Here is a 19,470-nt window from a genome sequence, read left to right on the forward strand (position 1 = left end):
ACAACGATAAGGAATTTCCAAATTAAAAAGCCCAACTTCTCTACAAATCAAAATAGAGAAATTGAGCTTTTCAGTTACTTCATTTATTTATTGAATTCATTAACTGGAAGAAGTATTCAGGTTTATGAGTCTTATTTAGGTTATACCATGAATGTAATGTATCTGGTGTAAATACATCTATTTTTTTCAGTACCTCCATTGCAAATTCCAGAGGTGCTATTCCTGATGCAGTAACTAAATTCGCATCAGATACCGCAGATCCCAACTCATAGAACTTTTCTCCTTTATAGTTAGGACATACCATTTTAGTATATTCTAAGTTATTACTTGTATGCTTTCTAGTATCTAAGTATCCCATATTCGCGAGGCCCTCAGTTGCACCACAAATTGCAGCAACAATAGTGCCAAGCTTTAAAGCTTGGCCAATTCTTTCCAAGATAGGTTGATGAATCTCTTCACTCCAAGTAGTCCCTCCTGGTAAAATTAAAAGATCTTTACTCTCAAGAGTACATTCATCAAGGGAAATATCTGGTTTTATGCTCAGTCCTCCCATAGTAGTAATCATTTCTTTATTAGCTCCTACTGTAATTACTTTTAAAGGTGCTAAATCTTTTTTGAAATATCTTCCTGAGTTTAGTTCAGCAATTAAATATCCATATTCCCAGTCCGACATTGTATTAAATACATATAGAAAAACTTTTTTTGTTTGCATCCAATAACACTCCAATCACAATTGATATAGCTATTATAAAATAACTTCCCTGACAGTTAACGTCAGGGAAGTTATCATATTTGATGAAATTTTATTAATTCCGACAGAACTTCAATAAGTCTTTTCTTAAGACTTATTGGCTCAATAACTTTAATAGATTTATTGTACGGTAAAAGTAAATAAGGTACATATGTATGTATCATATCTTTTTCAAGAAGAAAAACTGCTTGATTTGAAGTCCGTTCTTGTAAATAATGTCCTAAAAACCAATGTTGGCAAATATCAGCCAATACACTTTTATCCCCATTAATAACCAAAGAAATAATCCCTTCCTTATCTTCTATAGTTGGAAGAAGATTTTTTATAAAAAAGTCACGTGCTGAAAAATTTTCTGGCCGGTTAAACTTATTTTCAGTTAGCATTAGACTTTCAATTCGATCTACTCTAAAACTACGGATATCATTCCTAAGATGACAAAATCCAATCACATACCACTTATTATTCCAATAGATAATTCTGTACGGATCGACCAATCTATAATTTAATTGCTTTTCGCCACTTTTATGGTAAAGAATTTTTACTGAGTACCCGTCAGCTACGGCCTGCTCCAACTCCTTCAAAAAAGGTTCCATAGAGAGTGAACTTAATCGACTTATTACTTCAAGACTAGTTAAATGTTGGTTTATCTTTGTTTCCTGCTCTTGATTTGAGTATTTACTTAGTTTTGAAATGGCCCTATTTAGTGCTTCACCTCCATAATATCCTGCTTCTTCTGCAAAAACAGCAGCGTGAAATAGTGAAGTTTGCTCCTCAAAATCAAAAAAAAGAGGAGCCTCAATAAAATTGTTCAATAAAGTGTATCCACCGTTATGTCCTGGTTCTGAAATTATAGGTACGCCACTTGTTGAAATTGTATCAATATAACGATACACAGTCCTTATATTTATCTCTAACTTTTCTGAAATTTGTTTTGCAGTAATTTTTTCACCTGAACGAAGCATCCATAGAATTGCTAACATATTGTCAATTTTAGGCATATAATTCCACCTCTATATGAAATTTATTTTCTATTATATATTTCCGATTTTTAGTATAATTCATCAACTGTTCCTTTCCGATAGCTTTCAATATAATGAGGCCCTAGACACATTTGTAATTTCACAAATTTGATTTACAGTCATATCTCCCTCTTTATAAAGCTTTACTGCATAATTCATTCCAGCATGATTTTATGGTACTTCTTTAACCGACCTTTAAACTTTCCTTCTTTCTTTGCCAGTTCAATCCCTTCACGCTGTCGCATACGGATAAGATCACGTTCTAATTGGTTTACACCCGCCATAACCGTAATTAAGAATTGGCTGTAGGGATTATCTTCTGATAAATCTAGCCATGTATCTTTTAAGGATTTTAAATTTGCCTTTTTACTCCGTATGTTATCTATTAATTCAAATAAATCTTTTGTACAACGAGTAATCCGAGTTAAGTCCGTAACATAACGTTCGACAATTTAACAAGTTGTTTCTCCTTTCCTTCTATTCCTTTAAACTTGAGCAAGCATGTGAACATAGATATCCATACTAAATTTTAACATATGCTTATAAAAAAACAGCTACTGCACGTTTGCAGTAGCTGTCTCTTCTTACGCATCATATTTTTGATGGACCTCATCTTCGTAACGATTATAACGCTGTTTAAATAACTTAAATAAATGTGTCACAAGCACTTTCATAATGGCATAACCCGGAATCCCTAAAATGACACCTGGTACGCCAAATAAAGAACCTGCCGTTAATAACACGAAAATAATCGTAATTGGATGGATACTAAGTGATTTACCCATAATTTGTGGAGAAATGAATTTCCCTTCAATCAGCTGTACGACCGTCCATACTATGGCTAGTTTAATAAGCATGAATGGCGAAGTTACAAGAGCGATAATGACCGCTGGTGTAATGGCGATGACTGGCCCTAAGTATGGAACCACACTCGTAATCATAGCAAGGAATCCAAGCAATAATGCATATTTCATACCGATAATTAAAAAGCCGATTGTTACCATTGAACCTATGCACATTGACACTAAAATTTGTCCTTGAATATAGGAACTAATTTGCTTGTCCATGTCATGGAAAATTTCGTGTACTTCTTTACGCATACGTGGCGGGCAAATTTTTAAAATATAGCTCGGTAGTTTTTCACCATCTTTAAGTAAGTAAAATAAAATAAATGGCACCGTTACTAATGATAAAACTATTCCCGTTAAAGTCGAAACGAAGCCAGTAATACCAGATGCTACGCCTTGTGCTAAATTCGTAGCTGTATTTTTTACTGTTTCCACCATATCCGTTGTAAAGTTCTTCACCATTGAGTCATAGTTCAAATTAATTTTATCTAGGTATTCATTGAAGCGTGAATTATTGAGAAAATCATCAACATTTTGCGTTAACGCCATAAAATACCCTGGGAACTCCTGTGCTAAATTAGTAAACTGGTCCCGTAAAAACGGATAGACAAGTACTACTAATAACGTTATTATGCCAATCAGAACGATATATAGAAGGAAGATACCCCAAACTCTAGGGATACGCCATCTTTCGAAAAGCCCCACTATTGGACGGAATAAATAATATCCAATACCGGCAAGTACCCCTGGTAGAATAACCACCTCAAATAAAACTTTTAGCGGGGTAAATATAAAGGAAACTTTTTGGAACATAAAAATAACGCATGCTAGTAATAATAAAATGATCAGTGTAAAAAATAAGTTTTTACCACCTAAAAAGCGAATGAACTTCGTTGAAAAGAAATTGGAACGCTCTTTTGGTCTTTCTTTTTCCATCTACTCACCCCAATCCAATCCTATACCCATATATTACAGGATAATGTTGGACTTTGCGAAAAATCACTCTAGGGAAATGCCTAAAAATTTACTTAAAAATTCTTTGTTTTTCTCTACATCAACAACAATTGAATCACCGACACCTCTAATATTTTTGAAACTATAACTACCTTCAATTGGAATAGTTGCTTTTTCTATTTTGACCTTACCTTTCGACACCATTTTCAGCACTTGTTGAATCTCACCTGCTGATGAATAGTCCGTTGTTATATATCCTTGTGCGGCACCAACGAACTTTGGTAAGTTCAACATATTTTGAGGTGACAAAATTTCATTCTTTAATGCTTCGATAACTTTTTGCTGACGTTCTACTCGACCAAAATCCCCTTTTTCATCGTGACGGAAACGGGCAAAGCCAAGTAATTCTTTACCGTTTAAGTTATGCACGCCTTGTTTTAATGAAACGCCAATTTTTTCGGACATATCCTTATCTACGTCGATTTCAACGCCATTTGGTGCAATAATATCTACAAGTGATTCAAAATTTTTGAAATCGATAATTGCATAATGATTAATCGGCAGGCCAAACATATTACCAATCGTATCTTTTAATAATTGGACACCGTCTAAATAGTAGGCCGTATTAAGCTTATAGGATTTATAACCTGGAATATCCGCATAAATATCTCGCATTAATGATACGAGTTTGACATCATTTGTTTTCTTATTCCACGATAATACCATCATTGTATCTGTACGTGATTTTTCCTCACCACGAGTATCGATTCCTAATAATAAATAATTTTCAACATCACCTTTTACTGGATCACCGGTGAAATCCTCTTGGGCTACCTTTGACTCACTTGCCAATTTTAGACCACTTCGATATTGCATAATGGAATAACCTACAATAACGATGACACAAAGTAGTAGCAATGTGAACAATGCTCTCCCTTTACGCAAGCGACGTTTTTTTGGACGGTGCGAGCGTCTTGAATAATCTTGCTCTTCCATAACTGTTAACTCCTCTATTTTTTATAGTTAATTTAACGATTCAATATAAAGAAAGGTTCATTTTATACTATGTTACGAATCCTATCAATAACTATTCATAGGTTATTTTACACCCTATTTGCCAGTAATGAACAAAATAATGCTATAATATTTTCACGAAAGAAAGGATGATGAACATGATTGACAAAGCTACGTTTGCTGGCGGCTGTTTTTGGTGTATGGTAAAGCCATTTGTTGAATGGGATGGTATACATAAGGTCACTTCGGGCTACATGGGTGGCCATTTAGAAAATCCTACTTATGTGGATGTCAAAACAGGCACTTCTGGCCATTTAGAAGTAGTCGAAATTGAATTCGACCCTAGCGTTTTTAGTTATGAGCAGCTCCTTGATATTTACTGGATGCAAATCGACCCAACGGATGCTTTTGGTCAATTCCATGACCGTGGTGAATCGTACACAACAGCAATCTTTACCTATTCAGAAGAGCAAAAACGCATTGCTGAAGCTTCCAAGGAAAAACTAGCAAAAAGTGGTCGCTTTGATAAACCTATTGTAACCACAATTCGTGATGCCAAGCATTTTTATCCTGCAGAAGATTATCATCAGGACTATTATAAAAAAGAGTCGGAGCATTATCAGAAGGACCGAGCGCTTTCTGGCCGAGATCAGTTCATCGCTGGGCATTGGGAGAAATAACTTAAATATAAAAACCATTTTGAATATACAAATCATCTTTTTAACTCAGGGTATTGTCGTTTTCAAAATGGATTTTTTCATTTCTTTTAATAACGTGTATAAAAAATAATAAACGGTCTATACTATTAAAGATTTCACTTCAAATCCAATGACAAGGAGGGTTAACCCGATGAGTGGGGCTGACCGGTAACTCAGAAGGACCATCAAAGCTGAATGCAGCTAAAGCACAGTTGTCTTAAAAATTTTAAGATTAATGCGGAAGCGAGGCAGTGTGTCATGGAGCACTATAAGTAAGTGAGAATCAAGCCCGGAAATATTATTTCCGGGTTATTTTTTGTTTTATCACCTCTTTAGTTTTTCTTTGAGGTAATTTTTCAATGGATATTTATGCTAAAATTAACGGAGCAGTATTTATAAGAAGGAACTAAACATTAATTAAATCGAAAAAATGAAAATTTATAGACAGACAGGAGTTAGATACGATGATAAAAGGTTTCGGAGGGATATTTTGGAGAACTAAAAATCTTGATGTTATAAAAAAATGGTACAGTGAAGTGTTGCAGCTAGAAATAGAAAATTGGAATGGGACTATCATTAAACCCCAATTAGGAAATGAGACTATCTTTTCATTCTTCAGCGAAAATGACAGTTATTTTCCAACAGAACAACAAGTGATGTTAAATTTCCAAGTACATGACCTAAACGAGATGATTAAGCATCTTGAACATATTGATGTACCTCTTGAAAAGAAAGAAGAGATTAGTGAATATGGAAAGTTTATTTGGATTAAAGATCCTGAAGGTCGACTGATCGAGCTTTGGGAAAAATAGCGGGTTGTAATACTTTGCGAATAAAAAGGAAGTGCCTAATTCTTTTGAATTAAGTTCTTCCTTTTTTCCTTTATCATTATAAACTAACTATTCGTTGTTGTTTTCAAAAAAGACTGAAGTGCATCGAAGAAACGCTTGCCGTATTTTTCGAATTTTACTTCACCAATCCCACTTACATGTCGTAATTCTTCAAGCACTGTCGGTTTTTTATCACATAAATCACGTAATGTTTTATCAGAAAACACAACAAATGGTGGTACTTTTTCTTCATCTGCAATCTCTTTTCGCAATAATCGTAAATGCTCAAATAACGGATCATTGTCAACAAGCTTCCGTACAGCGACAGCTTCTTTTCGCATGACCGTTCGATTCCCAAGTAGAACCTCTTTGCCTTCATCTGATACATATATTGTCGGAAACGTACCATGTTTAACGGCAAGTAAGCCTTCAGCAATTAAAAACTCAATAAAGTTTGAGACATCCTTTGAGGAATATTGGCCTTTTAAAATGCCATAAGTTGACAGCCTTGCAAAGCCAAATTCAGTGACCTTTTGATTTTTGGAGCCAATTAACACTTGCGCTACCATCGTCTTACCAAATTTTTGTCCCATCCTTACGACACAGGCTAATACCTTTTGTGCATCTACAGTCACATCTTTGATTTCCCGTCCGTCATTACAATTACTACAACGACTACAAGGCACCCCTGCTTCTTCGCCAAAATACGTTAAGATAGCATTTTGTAAACAGCCTTCTGTATGACAATAATCAACCATCGTTTGGAGCTTCGCTAATTCCTGTGCAATTCGTGTTTCATCCTGCGTCTGTTCAATTAAAAAGCGCTGTGTTTGAACATCGCCTGATGCATACAGCAAAATACAGGCACTTGGCAAGCCGTCACGCCCTGCACGCCCCGCTTCCTGATAATAGCTCTCCATATTACGCGGCATTTGATAATGAATGACAAAGCGTACATTACTCTTATCAATACCCATTCCAAATGCATTAGTTGCTACCATAATACGCGCCTCATCTTTTAAAAAGCGATCTTGCTCTGACGTACGCATGTCCTCTGGCAGTCCCGCATGATATTTAGCCACAGATTCTCCCGAACGACTTAAAAGCTCATAGATCGCGTCTACAGCCTTTCGTGTAGCAGCATAAATAATGCCCGCTTCATTTTTATTTTTCGTTAAATAATTTTTAATGTAGCGTTCTTTGTTTTCACCGATTAACACAGAGAATGCTAAATTATCACGGGAAAAGCCGGTAATCACCGTGGATTTCTCATCAATTTCTAATAATTGTCTAATATCATCACAAACAGCGGGTGTAGCGGTTGCAGTAAGTGCTAAGACAGTTGGTTTTTGCGGCCACAACGTAAATAATTTTTGGATTGCTCGGTAACTCGGTCTAAAATCATGCCCCCACTGGGATATACAGTGTGCTTCATCCACAGCAAGCAATGGTACAGATAAATTCGATAATACCTGTAAAAATGTTGCACTCTCTAATCGCTCAGGCGCTATATAAAGAAGCTTTAAATAACCCGCACTCGCAAGCTGTATCGTTTCATTCACTTCTTGCACAGTTAAAGTACTATTAATATACGCGGCCGGAATATTTGCGGCACGTAATGCTTCTACCTGATCTTGCATAAGAGAAATTAAAGGGGATATGACGACTGTGAGGCCATCTAGCATGAGTGCCGGAATTTGATAACAAATTGATTTACCGCCGCCAGTTGGCATCACACAAAGACTTGATTGACCTCGTAATGTTTGTTCAATAATTGGTGCCTGTCCATTGCGAAATGAATCATAGCCAAAATGATGTTGTAGCATTTGTCTTGCTTGCTCCATCCAACTTTTCACTCCTCAGTTGTTAGACGAATAAGCTTATACTCGCCCTGTTCATTTTTATTTATTTCATATACCATCATAGAGTTCGCAAGTGCCTCTTGACCAGCAGAATTTGTTAGTACATATTCCGTTTTAGCACGAACAACAATATTTTGCCCTTCTATGCTGATGTTTTTAATCGAAGTATTGGAAAAATTAATTTTCGCTTGTTTGGAGGCATAGTATGCAACCATATTATTCAATGTGCTTTGTAAATCATCTGTACCTACAAAAGATTTCATGACACTAGCATCATGAATCTCAACAGCTGCTTTTAAATGCTTATGAAATGTATCTAAAAATAACTTTATTTCATCAACGTTATAAGCAAAAATGTTTTTTCCGTATTGTTCAATAGCTTGCTGAACTGCTTCTTTATCGCCTTGTTCTATATATGGATACAAGTTTTTTGATTGAGCTAGTCGATCACTAGTCTTCATATTACCATCGATCCATTCATCCAATAACTGTGCAATATCTTTAAATGGCAAAATAAACGGCTGTGATACACCGTTTAGCTTACGTTTAAGATAGATGCCCACAAGTTCACCATTCTCTGCTTCTAAAACAGGGCTCCCTAAAAGTGTATTTTGATCTGCATCTATGTAATAAGCTGCTACTCTGTCACTATATTTTTTAATGTCGTACGGTAAGCTATCGACATAAACAGCTAACTGATTTAATTCACCTTTATAGACGGTCGGCACCTTTACCGATGCGTTATATGGTACTTCTAATATGGCTATATTATAAGCTGTAGATATATAGTGTACATTGGCTTCCTTAAGCTTTTGATTATTAAATTGTACGAGAGCAGTTGGCTTTGAGGCTACGAGCGCACCATTTGTCACAATATAAAGCTTAGCGTCCTCTTTTTTAACAATGATTCCTGCACCGATCCCGTTCTCCCCAACTACTTTTACTTCAGGTACAATTTTTTCATGCTGCTTCGTCACAGCCTTTTCCGATTTCACATCGGTCTTTTTAGTATGAACTACCTCTGCTAATGTATCATTTCCACAGCCCGTTAATAGTAAAGCTGTTGCTCCAAGAATGAGCATCTTTTTCCGCATACTTTCACCAAAACTTTCTTTAAATCTTTCCTTTATATCATAAACAAGGTTTTTATACGTTTCAAGTTTACATAATAATATTATCTAAGGTTACGTATTATTAAAATACTGCTCTCATCTTTTATTCAATTCGTTATACCTATAAAAAACGGCTCTTATTTAGCTTTGCTATGAAAAATGACTTATAATTTACGGTTAAAATGTTATAAAAAAAAAAAGACATGCTCGAACAATTCGCACATGTCTCAAAATTATTTTTTCTTAAGAAAGATTGTAGTAGCTATAATGCCAAGCATTAATGTTATAAAAATCATATAAGTAAATGTATGGTTACCAGTCACATCATAGCAATAGCCGATAAGTATTGGAATAATGGCGCTTATCATAAAGCCGCCTGAAAGCACCATAGATGACCAGCTATTTGCCTCCTCATCATTTCTTGCCTCATCCAATGGTAACAATAAGCCGATTGGAAATAAGCCGCTTAATACAATACCTATTATTAATACAGCAATCCATAACAAAGATCCTGAGCCTACCCAGAGCAAAACAAAGCCAATTACGCCTAAAAACCCTAAAGAAAAGAGCCAACCAATTCGACTTGACCATTTTTCCATTAGTATGGGGACCATAATATTTCCAATCATTTGTACAATAGACATAAATGTTAGCATTGAGCTTGCAGCAACAAGGGAAAAGCCCTTAGCCTGTAACATCGGTGATAGCCAGGACATCATTGAGAAGAACAAAGATGTTTGTAAGCCAAAGTAAATTAAAATTGTCCAAGCACGGGCATTTTTCCACGGATTTCGTGCTGCATTTTCCATTAATACATCTGTCTCCGGCAGTTCTTGATTTTGTATTGCCAGGAACCATATGCAAAGAGCAATGATAGCAAGTATTGCCCAGCTGCCAAGCGCCATCGTCCAGCTCTCATGAAAATGATTATAAAATGGTATTGTTAGTGCTGCACTCAATGTTGCCCCTGTTCCTATTCCAAATGAATAAATACCTACCACTGTAGTAAAGCGATTCGGGAATTTTTTCTTTATGTAGGCATTTAATATGGGTCCGATAAGGGCAATGGCAAATCCTGCAGCAAAGCTTGTGACTACAAGTAGTTCGTAACTTTCTTTTAAAAAGCGTAGCCCATTTGCTAATGCTAGGATAATGATTAAAAGCGTAATAGCCGTTTTTGTTCCTACTTTTCTTTGTAATGGTACTGCGAATGGTGCAAAGAGTCCCATACAAAACACGGGAATAGATGTTAAAAAGCTCATTTTTGTATTTGATATTTGGAGTGATTCCAAAAGTACATTAAATAGTGGTCCTATTCCTGTAACTGCTGGGCGCATATTGAGCGCAACGAAGAAAATACTAACAACCACAAGTACCATGGAAACACGCAATTGCTTTTTCTCCATACTTACTAAAAACCTTCTCTCTAATAACATGGTCTGAATTTCACTAAAATCTAGCATTATTGTCAGACCTCAAATTTCTTACTATTTCCTTTTACCATTTTTTCTAGTTATGGTCAATTTAATGGCAATTAATGATGAAAAGATGCGGCTTATAGTACTTACATCTTATTAGGTGCAGCAATTCCCAATAATGTTAACGATTCTTTTAAAACAATAGATACACATTGACAAAATGCTAATCTTGATGTTCTTTGGCTGTCATCAACCAATACTTTATTTTGCGCATAATATTTATTAAATAGACGCGCTAATTGCAGGGCATATTTAGCAATTTGTGATGGATCCGCTTGTTCAAAAGCGTTGGCGATTACTTTCGGAAATTGTTCCAGTAATAAAATGACTGGCCACCCTTGCTCACCTAATGTTTCAGACGACACTTCGTAATTTTGTTCATCTGCTTTTTCCAAAAGAGATGAAATACGTGCATAAGTATATTGAATATACGGCCCTGTTTCACCTTCGAAATTCATCATTTGTTCAATAGAAAACTCTATATCATGAAGACGATCATTTTTTAAATCATTAAAAATGACCGCTCCCACACCAACCTGATGTGCGACGCTTTCTTTATCCATTAGATTTGGATTTTTTACTTCGATATTTTGCTTCGCCGTAGCAATCGCTTCTGTTAGTACATCTGCTAATAAAACGATCTTTCCTTTACGCGTCGACATTTTTTTACCATCTTTAAGGATCATCCCGAAAGGCACATGCTGTAAATCTTTTGACCAATCGTTCCCCATCTTCTCAATGACCTTAAATAGTTGGTTAAAATGAAGGGATTGTTCATTCCCTACAACATAAAATATTTTTTTAGGATCATATTGTTGTTGTCGATAAAAAGCAGCTGCTAAATCACGTGTAGCATAGAGCGTAGCACCGTCTGTTTTAGTAATTAAGCATGGAGGCATATTGTTTATTTCAACGACATAAGCTCCATCTGATTTCACAAGTAGGTCTTTTTCTTCCAACTCTTTAACAACAGCAGCCATTTTGTCATTGTAGAACGCTTCCCCAGCGAACGAATCAAAGTCAATCCCAAGCAGTTGATATATGGTCTTGAATTCTTCGAGTGATTCATCTCTAAACCATTGCCATAAAGCTAACGTCTCTTTATCCCCATCTTCTAATGCTTTAAATGCGGTACGTGCCTGTTCATTAAGTGTATCATCCTGCTCCGCTTCTTCATGGAACTTCACATAAATTTTTAACAGTTCCTCTATTGGAGCGGCTTCAATAGTTTGTTGATCTCCCCATTTTCGATAGGCCACGATTAATTTACCAAACTGTGTTCCCCAGTCACCTAAATGATTAATACGAATTGCTTTATAGCCGTTTTTCTCGGCAATGTTGGCTAAAGCATTACCGATTACTGTAGAACGTAAATGGCCCATGGAAAAGGGCTTCGCTATATTAGGTGAAGAAAAATCCAAAACAACATTTCCTTTTGGTTCCTGTTGAGTCCCGTATAAATTTTTTTCTTTTACTATTTGACTAAGCACTTGTTGTGTAATCGTTGGCTGTTGGTAAAATATATTGACATACCCACCTACTACTTGAACTTCCTGTATTAAATCACAGTTTAATTTGTTTTTTATGTCGGATGCGATATTGTGAGGGGCTTTTCTTAGTTTTTTGGCTAGTGTAAAGCAAGGGAATGCCACATCCCCTAAGTCCAAATTTTTCGGTTTCTCCAGTAAATTTTGAATTTCATTGACTGACAGTTCGCTGTTTAATGCCTCAGCAATGCTTTTCGCGATTTGTGTATGCATGTTCATTCTCCTCCCTAAACATAAAAAAAGCTCCCGTCTCTAAAATAGAGACGAGAGCATAGTTATCCCGTGGTACCACTCTAGTTGCCATATAAATATGACCACTTTCCATTGTTAACGAGGTGACTCCCCGATATTCTCTACTACTAATTCGAGAACCATCTCCAAAGTGCGGTTCATTTATGGCTGCTGTATTAGGCTTACACCATCCCTAATTCGCTTTCCAGTAGCTCCATAAACTACTCTCTTTTTCATCGAATTTAACTGTAATTTCGAAAAATTCTACACGAACATCAAATTAAAGTCAACTGTCTATTCAGAATTATTAAGAACTAAATTGTGCATTAGAAATGTTCTGCTGAATAACTAACGATAACACTTTTTTCTGGCCTCCATACATTTCGTACCTTATTTTTCTTGATGTCATAGTACGAGAGTACGCTCTCTTTAGGTATTTCCAAAATACTATGACCCTTTTTATCATCAATAAAACTAGATAAGAAGTAAAACCCTTCTTTTTTTTCATCGAATTTAACGGAGCGAATTTTTGAAAAAATACCACTACTATCTAGTAAAGACTTTACTTTTTTTGATGTGATATCTATTTCTACAACATGCGAAATAGGACTGTCTACAGCTTCATCATAGCTGATTATTACTGAGTTCGCATCTGGTGCCAATGATGCTCCACTAATAAAACTCTCTACATCGACTATATGTTTCATTTTTTGACCTTCAATGTTATAAATATCTATACTGTGTTTGATTGACTGTAATTTTGTTTGATTTTTATTAGCCTCGGTTAGTTTCTTCTGATCTTCGTTTTCGGAGAAAGAGACTACAATTAATTGATTATTATTCGGGTTATAATTAAAATTTAAAACACTTCTATCGTTGTTTTCTTCTTCCCATATTTGTATTTTCTTTGTTTGAAGATTATACGTAGCTATATGAAAATTTCTTAATTCATCTCTCAATAGCACTCTCATAAAGATGATATTTTGCTCTTTGTTTATTTGGATAAAATCAACCTTATTAAATACAGCGGTTAACTGTTTTATTTGATTCGTATTTAGGTCATTTTCAAATAATTGTATTGTATGATCCGATATGCCATCAGTATAATACAATTTATTAGTACGTTCAGAATAAGCGAAAGCAGAATAATCCGCCGTTTCCTTACTTAATAATAATTTACTTTTATTCTGAAACTGGTCAAATTGATAGAAGTTAAATTTCAAACTTTTTGGATCAAACACATTGATGTAAATCTTAGATGCAGAAGCATTATTATCATCAATTGAAAATATTTTTTTACTAAAGACAATACAAATTATTACAAAGATTATCAAAATAAATAAAAATCTTTTCAAAATCCGCTCCCTTTCTACTAAATAAAATTATAAGGATCTATACTGATAAAGTTTTGTCTTTTCACCCTACTAATTAATAGTACCCCTCACTCTTGCCATCTAGAACTCTTCTGTTTTGTTAATAAGTGCTCACAACATGTTTTTTATATAATAAAGTAAAACCAGTACTATTTGGCAGTCGTCTAATGAATGAACACGTAAGGAGGGACGATATGGAGGAAACAATTACAGCAAGTGGATTATCACGAGATCAAGTGATTGAGGAGCTAATGACAGATTATGGTCAAGCGGTTCTTCAGCTTGTTTATACATATGTAAATGATGCTGCCCTTGCTGAGGATTTGACGCAGGAGATTTTTATTAAGTGCTATAAGGCTCTATCAACCTACCAGGGGCATGCTAGCTTAAAGACATGGTTGTGGCGTATTGCTATCAATCATTCAAAGGACTATATAAAAAGCTGGTACAAGAAAAACGTAGATGTTACCGAAACAAATGTGTTAGCGGAAGCATTGAAAACGAATGATTTGCTTGAGCAAGTTGTGAAGAATAGTGAGGACGAGGCTTTGTTTGACCTTGTAATGGCACTCCCCGTAAAGTATCGTGAAGTTATTTACTTTTATTATTTTGAGGACTACTCGGTACAGGAGATTGCCAGCATTTTATCATTGAATAAAAATACGGTGAAGACAAGACTTCGAAAGGCACGAGCTTTGTTACAAAAAGCGTTAGGAGGGAATCCATTTGACGGAAACACGTTTTAAACAAGCCATGAAAAATCAGTTTCAAAAAGTGCAATTTACAGAAAAACATCGTGAAGCTGTGCGTAACGGTATTCACGAGGAGCTTTCAGATCAGGTGCTGTTACCGATGCTACAAACGATGCGCTCGGGTTATGAGCTGACGCAACTTCTTTATACAAAAAACAAAGACGTAGTTCATTTCAATGAAGGGATGATTTATGCCTCGCTTCATCGACTCGAGCAACAACAACTCGTCGTTAGTGAATGGCATGAGAACGAAAAACGATATGTACTTTCAAATAAGGGCGTCAAGTTGCTGGCAAAACTTAACAAAGAAATGTACTTCCCTTCTATTCAGCAATTACTGAAGGAGGCGCGCTATGCGAACGATTAAGGACTATATTCAACACGTAAAGGGACATATTCGCAACAAGGAGGCACACGATTCGGTTGAAAAGGAGCTGACGTATCATTTAACCCAATCGAAGCAGGCTTGGCAGGAAAAGGGACACAGTGAAACTGATGCGGAACAACAGGCTGTGCTTGAAATGGGCAATGCAACGAAGTTAGGTATCTCGCTCAATCAAATTCATCAGCCGAAAATCGATTGGCTACTAGTTATTCCATTTGTGTTGGCAGCAATGTGTAGCTTTTTACCGCTCCTACCAGCTGAGCTCTCGTTACGAGATTATATTATGCGTAATATCGTTATTTTTATTGGTGGAATTGTTTTGACATTCTTTTTAATGCGACTCGATTTTCGCAAGCTAGAGCGCTATTCCACGCATATGTATGTACTGGCATGTCTCTTATTTCTTATTATCTTAAATGGTAATGAAACAATCCATGGTATGATCTTTTTTAAAGCTGGCCCTCTTGAACTTAAAGGCTGGATGACATTACCCCTCTTTTTAATTGCGTTTGCAGGGCTTTTCGCTAAACAAAAAAAATCATTATGGTTGTTACTCATTCTTTATTTTATCGGCGCATTTTGCTACTTGCTATTACCGGATATTTCACTATTCTGTACATATTCAGCAATAGTTGCCACCTTATTTTATGCAAGTAGTTTTTCTCGTAAGAAAAAACTAGCAATTACAATTGCATTTTGTCTCCTATTTGTAGCATTTATCGGCTACTTTATGTTTGGACCATTGAAACCGTATCAGCTTGTACGAATCCATGCTATGTTTACACCAAGTTTAGATCCTAGCGTAGTACTTATTTCAACGGTGATGGAGAACCTCGCTTGGTTTGGCACTAGCAATCAACCGTTAGCTGGTGGAGCACATACTGATTTTATATTACTCACAATTTTACAAACGTATGGGATTATTGCTGGAGTAATCGTTGTATGTATACTTGGCTTCATCATTTTCCGTACAGCACACACACTACGTCTCATTCATAACGAATATGGTCGTTTATTAATTATAGGTGGGCTTGCCTTTTTAACAACGCAAATTGGATACCAAATATTTATGCTATTTGGACTTGTACCCCTTATATCAATGCCACTCCCATTTATTAGCTATGGTCTTTTCCCAATGCTACTAGGAAGCGTTGCGGTCGGCTTGACGCTTAGTATTTATCGTAGGAAATCATATATTTAATAGCAATTATTGAAAATTATGTGCCCATTTTTAAAATTCTTTACTAGTTATTGCACTTCATACAGTTGGATATTTTTCACACCTGTACGAGATGATAAAACCTCGATTCCCATTCAAAGAGGCTGGGACAAAACCTCATTTTCGGCAACGGCTGGGACAAAATTCTTTAATGAGCTGCAGTTTTGAGATTTGTCGAGAACTTTTGAGATTGTTTATCCACCAACATTATCGATTTATCAACCAACTATTTTAATTTATCACCCAACTTTTTTAATTTATCAACCAACTATTTTAATTTATCAACCAACTTTTGAAAAATATCGACATCTACCTTCATGCAACACTCTCTGACAGCACTGATATTTTAGGTCGCTTATGACATAAGCAAATTTTTTTACGCAAAATTAAAATATTTTACATCAAAAAAACGCGAGAAATCAACGTTTTTAAATTGATTTCTCGCGCTTTTTAAGGTTTTGACCAGTTTTGTCCCAGCCACTTTCTAACTTTCACAAGCCCATCCATCTCCATCACGATCATGCTTTTTTTCATAAGCTGGGTGATCGCTACCTACGCCATTTGGATAATCCTTACGAAGTTCAGTACAATTTTTGTATTTTGACTTGCTTCCGTTTGAAGGTTTTGATGAGCTACTTGACCCATTACTAGTTTTAGCAAACGGATTTTGAGAAGTTAAATGTGAATCTATTACATAACCTCCGTACAGTGAAGTTGTTACAAATGACCAACCAGCAATTGTAGAATGAACTAAAACTTCATCGTTTTTCATAAGTTCTCCGATATTATCTCCAGATGGACTAGCTATATTCCTAACAACAAGACCATTTGTTAATACATATTTAGTTGTTGGTTTAGATTCACTCATAAAACTTGTAGAAGCATAACCAATGACATTACCGTATTGTACCAATGACCATCCGTTTCCAACAGAACCGAAGTCTTTCACAACCATTTTATGTTGCAGAGTCGCAACTGTTTTTCCATTCAATGCTGGTGTTTGTTTCACTACCAAACCACTTTTAGAACTAGCTATCTGAATACCGTATAGAGCATCATCAAGTGCAGAATCAGATATATAGCCATCTACTATTTTCCCATCTCTATTTAGATAGGATATACGTGAAAATGTACCATTATGTCCCTCGCTGATTTGTGTTACAAGCGTTCCTTCTGTCACAGTTCCTAATACTTTTGAGGATGCATCGGGTTTTTCATATACTTCAATAGATGAACTTGTAATAATTTTAACTTCTTTAAATGTGCTCGCTTCAGCTACTTCAAATTTGAAAGCTAAAAGTAACATAATGAATAATGCTGCGATTGTTTTCAGTCTCATTTTATCCTCCTACTATAAGTTAATCTTGTAATCTTTCTTTTTGAGTCTGTTTGTAAATAATGTAAGAATACTTATAATACGTATTTCGAAATGATGTAACTCATCTAATCTAGACAATCCATTTACTATTACAGTCAGACTTTTGTTAAAACTTCCCTCCTTCAAATTCATTATACATAATTAGTTACCAAAATTGGTTTATTAAGTAACATTTTACAAGAAATTAGGACAAATCGTTGCTATTACGATCATCATTGATTTAATAATGTCTTAGACTAAGGAACATATTTCAGAATATACTCCCTAATGTAATTTCTTTATTTCAAGCATAATAAAAGCCCTCCTCTATACACACGAAGGAAGGCAAAAGACTTATTCTTTTTTTTCTAAATATCTGCAGAAAGGACAAAGATGATCTTTATTAATAAAAATAGCACTGTACATATCTGACCATGGGATATCATCGGTACATCTTTCGCATTTATCTACAAAATTATAAGGTAATAAACCATTTTCTATAAAGACATGCCATTGTTCATCTGATAATCTTTCAGGTCCATTTTTAATAACAATTATCGATATCCCTAATGCTTCACCATCGTCAAATCTATTTGCACTAATTAGTTTTTCAACATAAGAATTGAATTCAGATGGTTCACTTAATATTCTTTGTTTTAGGTTTTCCCAATGCATATAACCCCTCATTCCATTTACTATCATTCGACAAACAGAAAAAATTTCCTTTTAGAAATGACAATAAATAATAATGTAGCATTAGTTCACATAATTATGTATTTCTATAGTAATATAAGATTCTTTTGCAAACGGTTTAGAGAAGTTAATTGCGAATCTATTACATAACCTTCGTAAAGTGGAGCTGTTACTTATGACCAGCCAGCAGTTGTATGATGTACTAAAAAGTCATCGTTTTTCTTAAGTTTTCCAATATTTTCTTCATAAGGACTAGCGATATTTCTAACAACAAGATCCTTTGTTAATACATATTTAGTTTTGGCCTAGATTCACTCATAAATGTAAAACTATAAAAATACATTATTGATAGAGGGAGCTGCATCAATATTTTAGGTGCGGTTCTTTTTAATGTTGTCGATAGAAAAGTTTACTTTCTTGATAATATGGCAATATATGCTATAATTCTATTTAATAAAATCTATCAAACTCCCATATATTATTTAGTAACTAATTCATGTAAGGAGTGATAGAAATGAAAGATAAGGAGGAGGAAGAAATGCTTTCTACCAAACAAAAACCCCAAAAAAAGCCCGTTATTAGAAAGAATAAGTTTGCAAATTTAAGTAAAGAAGACTGGAAAGAATCTAATGATGCTACTAAAACAAATAGAGGGGCATCTGGTTTAACTTATCAAGATATCTACGGGAGATGAAATTAGTGTCTGATTTTTTAAATAAGACATCTTGGGAAGACATTGAAAGAGGTTACGAGTATGAGGCAGCTATTTTTTATCCCTCAGATTCCAAAAGACCTCTTTCATTTTTTATACCAGATGCGGAAGGTTCAACTAATGGAAAAATACTAAAATCTATTGGTGATTTTCAACCTATAAGAGAAGATGGGAAAACTTATGCAAAAGAACAAATGGTTGTAATGACCATAAAGCCAAGAAAAGTTGTAATATTATCGTCTAATGATATAAATAAAAATACCGACTTCGAATACATTCTTGTAGCTCCTGTTAATACAGTAAAGCCACATGAGAAGGCAAAAGCTTGGTATGATTTATTAATAAAAGATGAGCATCCTATCTTTACCTATATCCCTAAAGGTAGTAACGATAGATATGTTGATTTGAGTCAGATTGCAAGTATACATAAAAGTTTATTGTTAAAAAAGCATGGTGAAGTTCATCCAGAACGAATGGAAGTTTTAGAGAATAATCTTTTACAATGTTTATCTTTAGGTATAATTGAAAATGATATTTCATCAGAATGAATAAAAATAAAAAGAAGAAGTTGATTAGTGATTTTTCACTTATCTTCTTCTTTTTATTTTGCAAATTGATGAAAGGGAATCTCTAAC

Annotated in this window: 18 protein-coding genes, 1 pseudogene and 1 other annotated feature; of the genes and pseudogenes, 7 read left to right on the top strand and 12 right to left on the bottom strand. The window is 35.0% G+C overall.

All coding sequences use genetic code 11. The features are described from left to right. Window positions 1–79 precede the first annotated feature (79 nt). From ACQKMV_RS06415 to ACQKMV_RS06435, 5 genes and pseudogenes are all read right to left on the bottom strand, one after another. Complete coding sequence (locus ACQKMV_RS06415; RefSeq protein ID WP_427502957.1) at window positions 80–712, bottom strand: type 1 glutamine amidotransferase family protein; 633 nt, start codon at window positions 710–712, stop codon at window positions 80–82. 74 nt (window positions 713–786) lie between these two features. Further along, complete coding sequence (locus tag ACQKMV_RS06420; RefSeq protein ID WP_427502958.1) at window positions 787–1,749, bottom strand: helix-turn-helix transcriptional regulator; 963 nt, start codon at window positions 1,747–1,749, stop codon at window positions 787–789. Between the two features lie 87 nt (window positions 1,750–1,836). Further along, a pseudogene (locus ACQKMV_RS06425) lies at window positions 1,837–2,210 on the bottom strand (recombinase family protein); the annotation flags it as partial. A 144-nt stretch (window positions 2,211–2,354) separates the two neighbouring features. Beyond that, window positions 2,355–3,554, bottom strand: coding sequence for an AI-2E family transporter (locus tag ACQKMV_RS06430; protein WP_427502959.1), 1,200 nt, complete (start codon window positions 3,552–3,554; stop codon window positions 2,355–2,357). Between the two features lie 63 nt (window positions 3,555–3,617). Beyond that, window positions 3,618–4,568 (bottom strand): LCP family protein, encoded by a 951-nt coding sequence (locus ACQKMV_RS06435; protein ID WP_427502960.1) that lies wholly within the window; start codon window positions 4,566–4,568, stop codon window positions 3,618–3,620. A gap of 176 nt (window positions 4,569–4,744) precedes the next feature. Here ACQKMV_RS06435 and msrA point away from each other — a divergent pair, with 176 nt between their 5' ends. Then, window positions 4,745–5,266 (top strand): peptide-methionine (S)-S-oxide reductase MsrA, encoded by a 522-nt coding sequence (msrA, locus tag ACQKMV_RS06440; protein WP_427502962.1) that lies wholly within the window; start codon window positions 4,745–4,747, stop codon window positions 5,264–5,266. 482 nt (window positions 5,267–5,748) lie between these two features. Further along, window positions 5,749–6,096 carry a VOC family protein gene (locus ACQKMV_RS06445; protein ID WP_427502963.1) on the top strand — a complete coding sequence of 116 codons (348 nt, stop codon included), beginning with the start codon at window positions 5,749–5,751 and terminating at the stop codon, window positions 6,094–6,096. Window positions 6,097–6,179: 83 nt separating this feature from the next. On the opposite strand, the gene recQ is transcribed toward ACQKMV_RS06445, so the two are convergent. The 5 genes from recQ to ACQKMV_RS06470 form a co-directional block, all read right to left on the bottom strand. Beyond that, window positions 6,180–7,958, bottom strand: a complete 1,779-nt coding sequence (gene recQ, locus ACQKMV_RS06450) for a DNA helicase RecQ (RefSeq protein ID WP_427502964.1) — start codon at window positions 7,956–7,958, stop codon at window positions 6,180–6,182. Between the two features lie 8 nt (window positions 7,959–7,966). Continuing rightward, a complete protein-coding gene (locus tag ACQKMV_RS06455) occupies window positions 7,967–9,070 on the bottom strand; it encodes a TcaA NTF2-like domain-containing protein (protein WP_427502965.1) in 1,104 nt (367 codons plus the stop codon). Between the two features lie 251 nt (window positions 9,071–9,321). Next, on the bottom strand, window positions 9,322–10,551 hold the full coding sequence (locus ACQKMV_RS06460; RefSeq protein ID WP_427502966.1) for a CynX/NimT family MFS transporter: 1,230 nt from the start codon (window positions 10,549–10,551) through the stop codon (window positions 9,322–9,324). Window positions 10,552–10,652: 101 nt separating this feature from the next. Beyond that, complete coding sequence (argS, locus tag ACQKMV_RS06465; RefSeq protein ID WP_427502967.1) at window positions 10,653–12,332, bottom strand: arginine--tRNA ligase; 1,680 nt, start codon at window positions 12,330–12,332, stop codon at window positions 10,653–10,655. A gap of 37 nt (window positions 12,333–12,369) precedes the next feature. Beyond that, window positions 12,370–12,590 (bottom strand) — a binding site (T-box leader). A gap of 80 nt (window positions 12,591–12,670) precedes the next feature. Then, complete coding sequence (locus ACQKMV_RS06470) at window positions 12,671–13,699, bottom strand: hypothetical protein (protein ID WP_427502968.1); 1,029 nt, start codon at window positions 13,697–13,699, stop codon at window positions 12,671–12,673. A gap of 212 nt (window positions 13,700–13,911) precedes the next feature. On the opposite strand from ACQKMV_RS06470, the gene ACQKMV_RS06475 reads away from it, so the two are divergent. The 3 genes from ACQKMV_RS06475 to ACQKMV_RS06485 are packed head-to-tail and all read left to right on the top strand — an operon-like array spanning window position 13,912 to window position 16,055. Continuing rightward, a complete protein-coding gene (locus tag ACQKMV_RS06475) occupies window positions 13,912–14,463 on the top strand; it encodes a sigma-70 family RNA polymerase sigma factor (RefSeq protein ID WP_427502970.1) in 552 nt (183 codons plus the stop codon). Continuing rightward, window positions 14,444–14,836 carry a helix-turn-helix transcriptional regulator gene (locus ACQKMV_RS06480; protein WP_427502971.1) on the top strand — a complete coding sequence of 131 codons (393 nt, stop codon included), beginning with the start codon at window positions 14,444–14,446 and terminating at the stop codon, window positions 14,834–14,836. Before ACQKMV_RS06475 ends, ACQKMV_RS06480 begins: the two co-directional genes overlap by 20 nt. Beyond that, window positions 14,823–16,055 carry an FtsW/RodA/SpoVE family cell cycle protein gene (locus ACQKMV_RS06485; RefSeq protein ID WP_427502972.1) on the top strand — a complete coding sequence of 411 codons (1,233 nt, stop codon included), beginning with the start codon at window positions 14,823–14,825 and terminating at the stop codon, window positions 16,053–16,055. Before ACQKMV_RS06480 ends, ACQKMV_RS06485 begins: the two co-directional genes overlap by 14 nt. 502 nt (window positions 16,056–16,557) lie before the next feature. Here the strand turns inward: ACQKMV_RS06485 and ACQKMV_RS06490 are convergent. Both ACQKMV_RS06490 and ACQKMV_RS06495 read right to left on the bottom strand, forming a co-directional pair. Beyond that, the gene (locus tag ACQKMV_RS06490; protein ID WP_427502973.1) at window positions 16,558–17,412 is read right to left on the bottom strand and encodes an excalibur calcium-binding domain-containing protein; all 855 of its coding nucleotides are present in this window, start codon (window positions 17,410–17,412) and stop codon (window positions 16,558–16,560) included. Between the two features lie 372 nt (window positions 17,413–17,784). Beyond that, window positions 17,785–18,105 carry a hypothetical protein gene (locus tag ACQKMV_RS06495; protein WP_427502974.1) on the bottom strand — a complete coding sequence of 107 codons (321 nt, stop codon included), beginning with the start codon at window positions 18,103–18,105 and terminating at the stop codon, window positions 17,785–17,787. A gap of 532 nt (window positions 18,106–18,637) precedes the next feature. Between ACQKMV_RS06495 and ACQKMV_RS06500 the strand changes: the two genes are divergently transcribed. Together ACQKMV_RS06500 and ACQKMV_RS06505 are read left to right on the top strand one after the other, a co-directional pair. Then, window positions 18,638–18,817: a hypothetical protein gene (locus ACQKMV_RS06500; protein ID WP_427502975.1), complete on the top strand. Its 180-nt coding sequence runs from the start codon at window positions 18,638–18,640 to the stop codon at window positions 18,815–18,817. Between the two features lie 5 nt (window positions 18,818–18,822). Further along, window positions 18,823–19,383 (top strand): type II toxin-antitoxin system PemK/MazF family toxin, encoded by a 561-nt coding sequence (locus tag ACQKMV_RS06505; protein WP_427502977.1) that lies wholly within the window; start codon window positions 18,823–18,825, stop codon window positions 19,381–19,383. The last annotated feature ends 87 nt before the right edge of the window (window positions 19,384–19,470 follow it).

The sequence above is a fragment of the Lysinibacillus sp. NPDC094403 genome, from assembly GCF_050278745.1.
Taxonomy (GTDB): domain Bacteria; phylum Bacillota; class Bacilli; order Bacillales_A; family Planococcaceae; genus Lysinibacillus.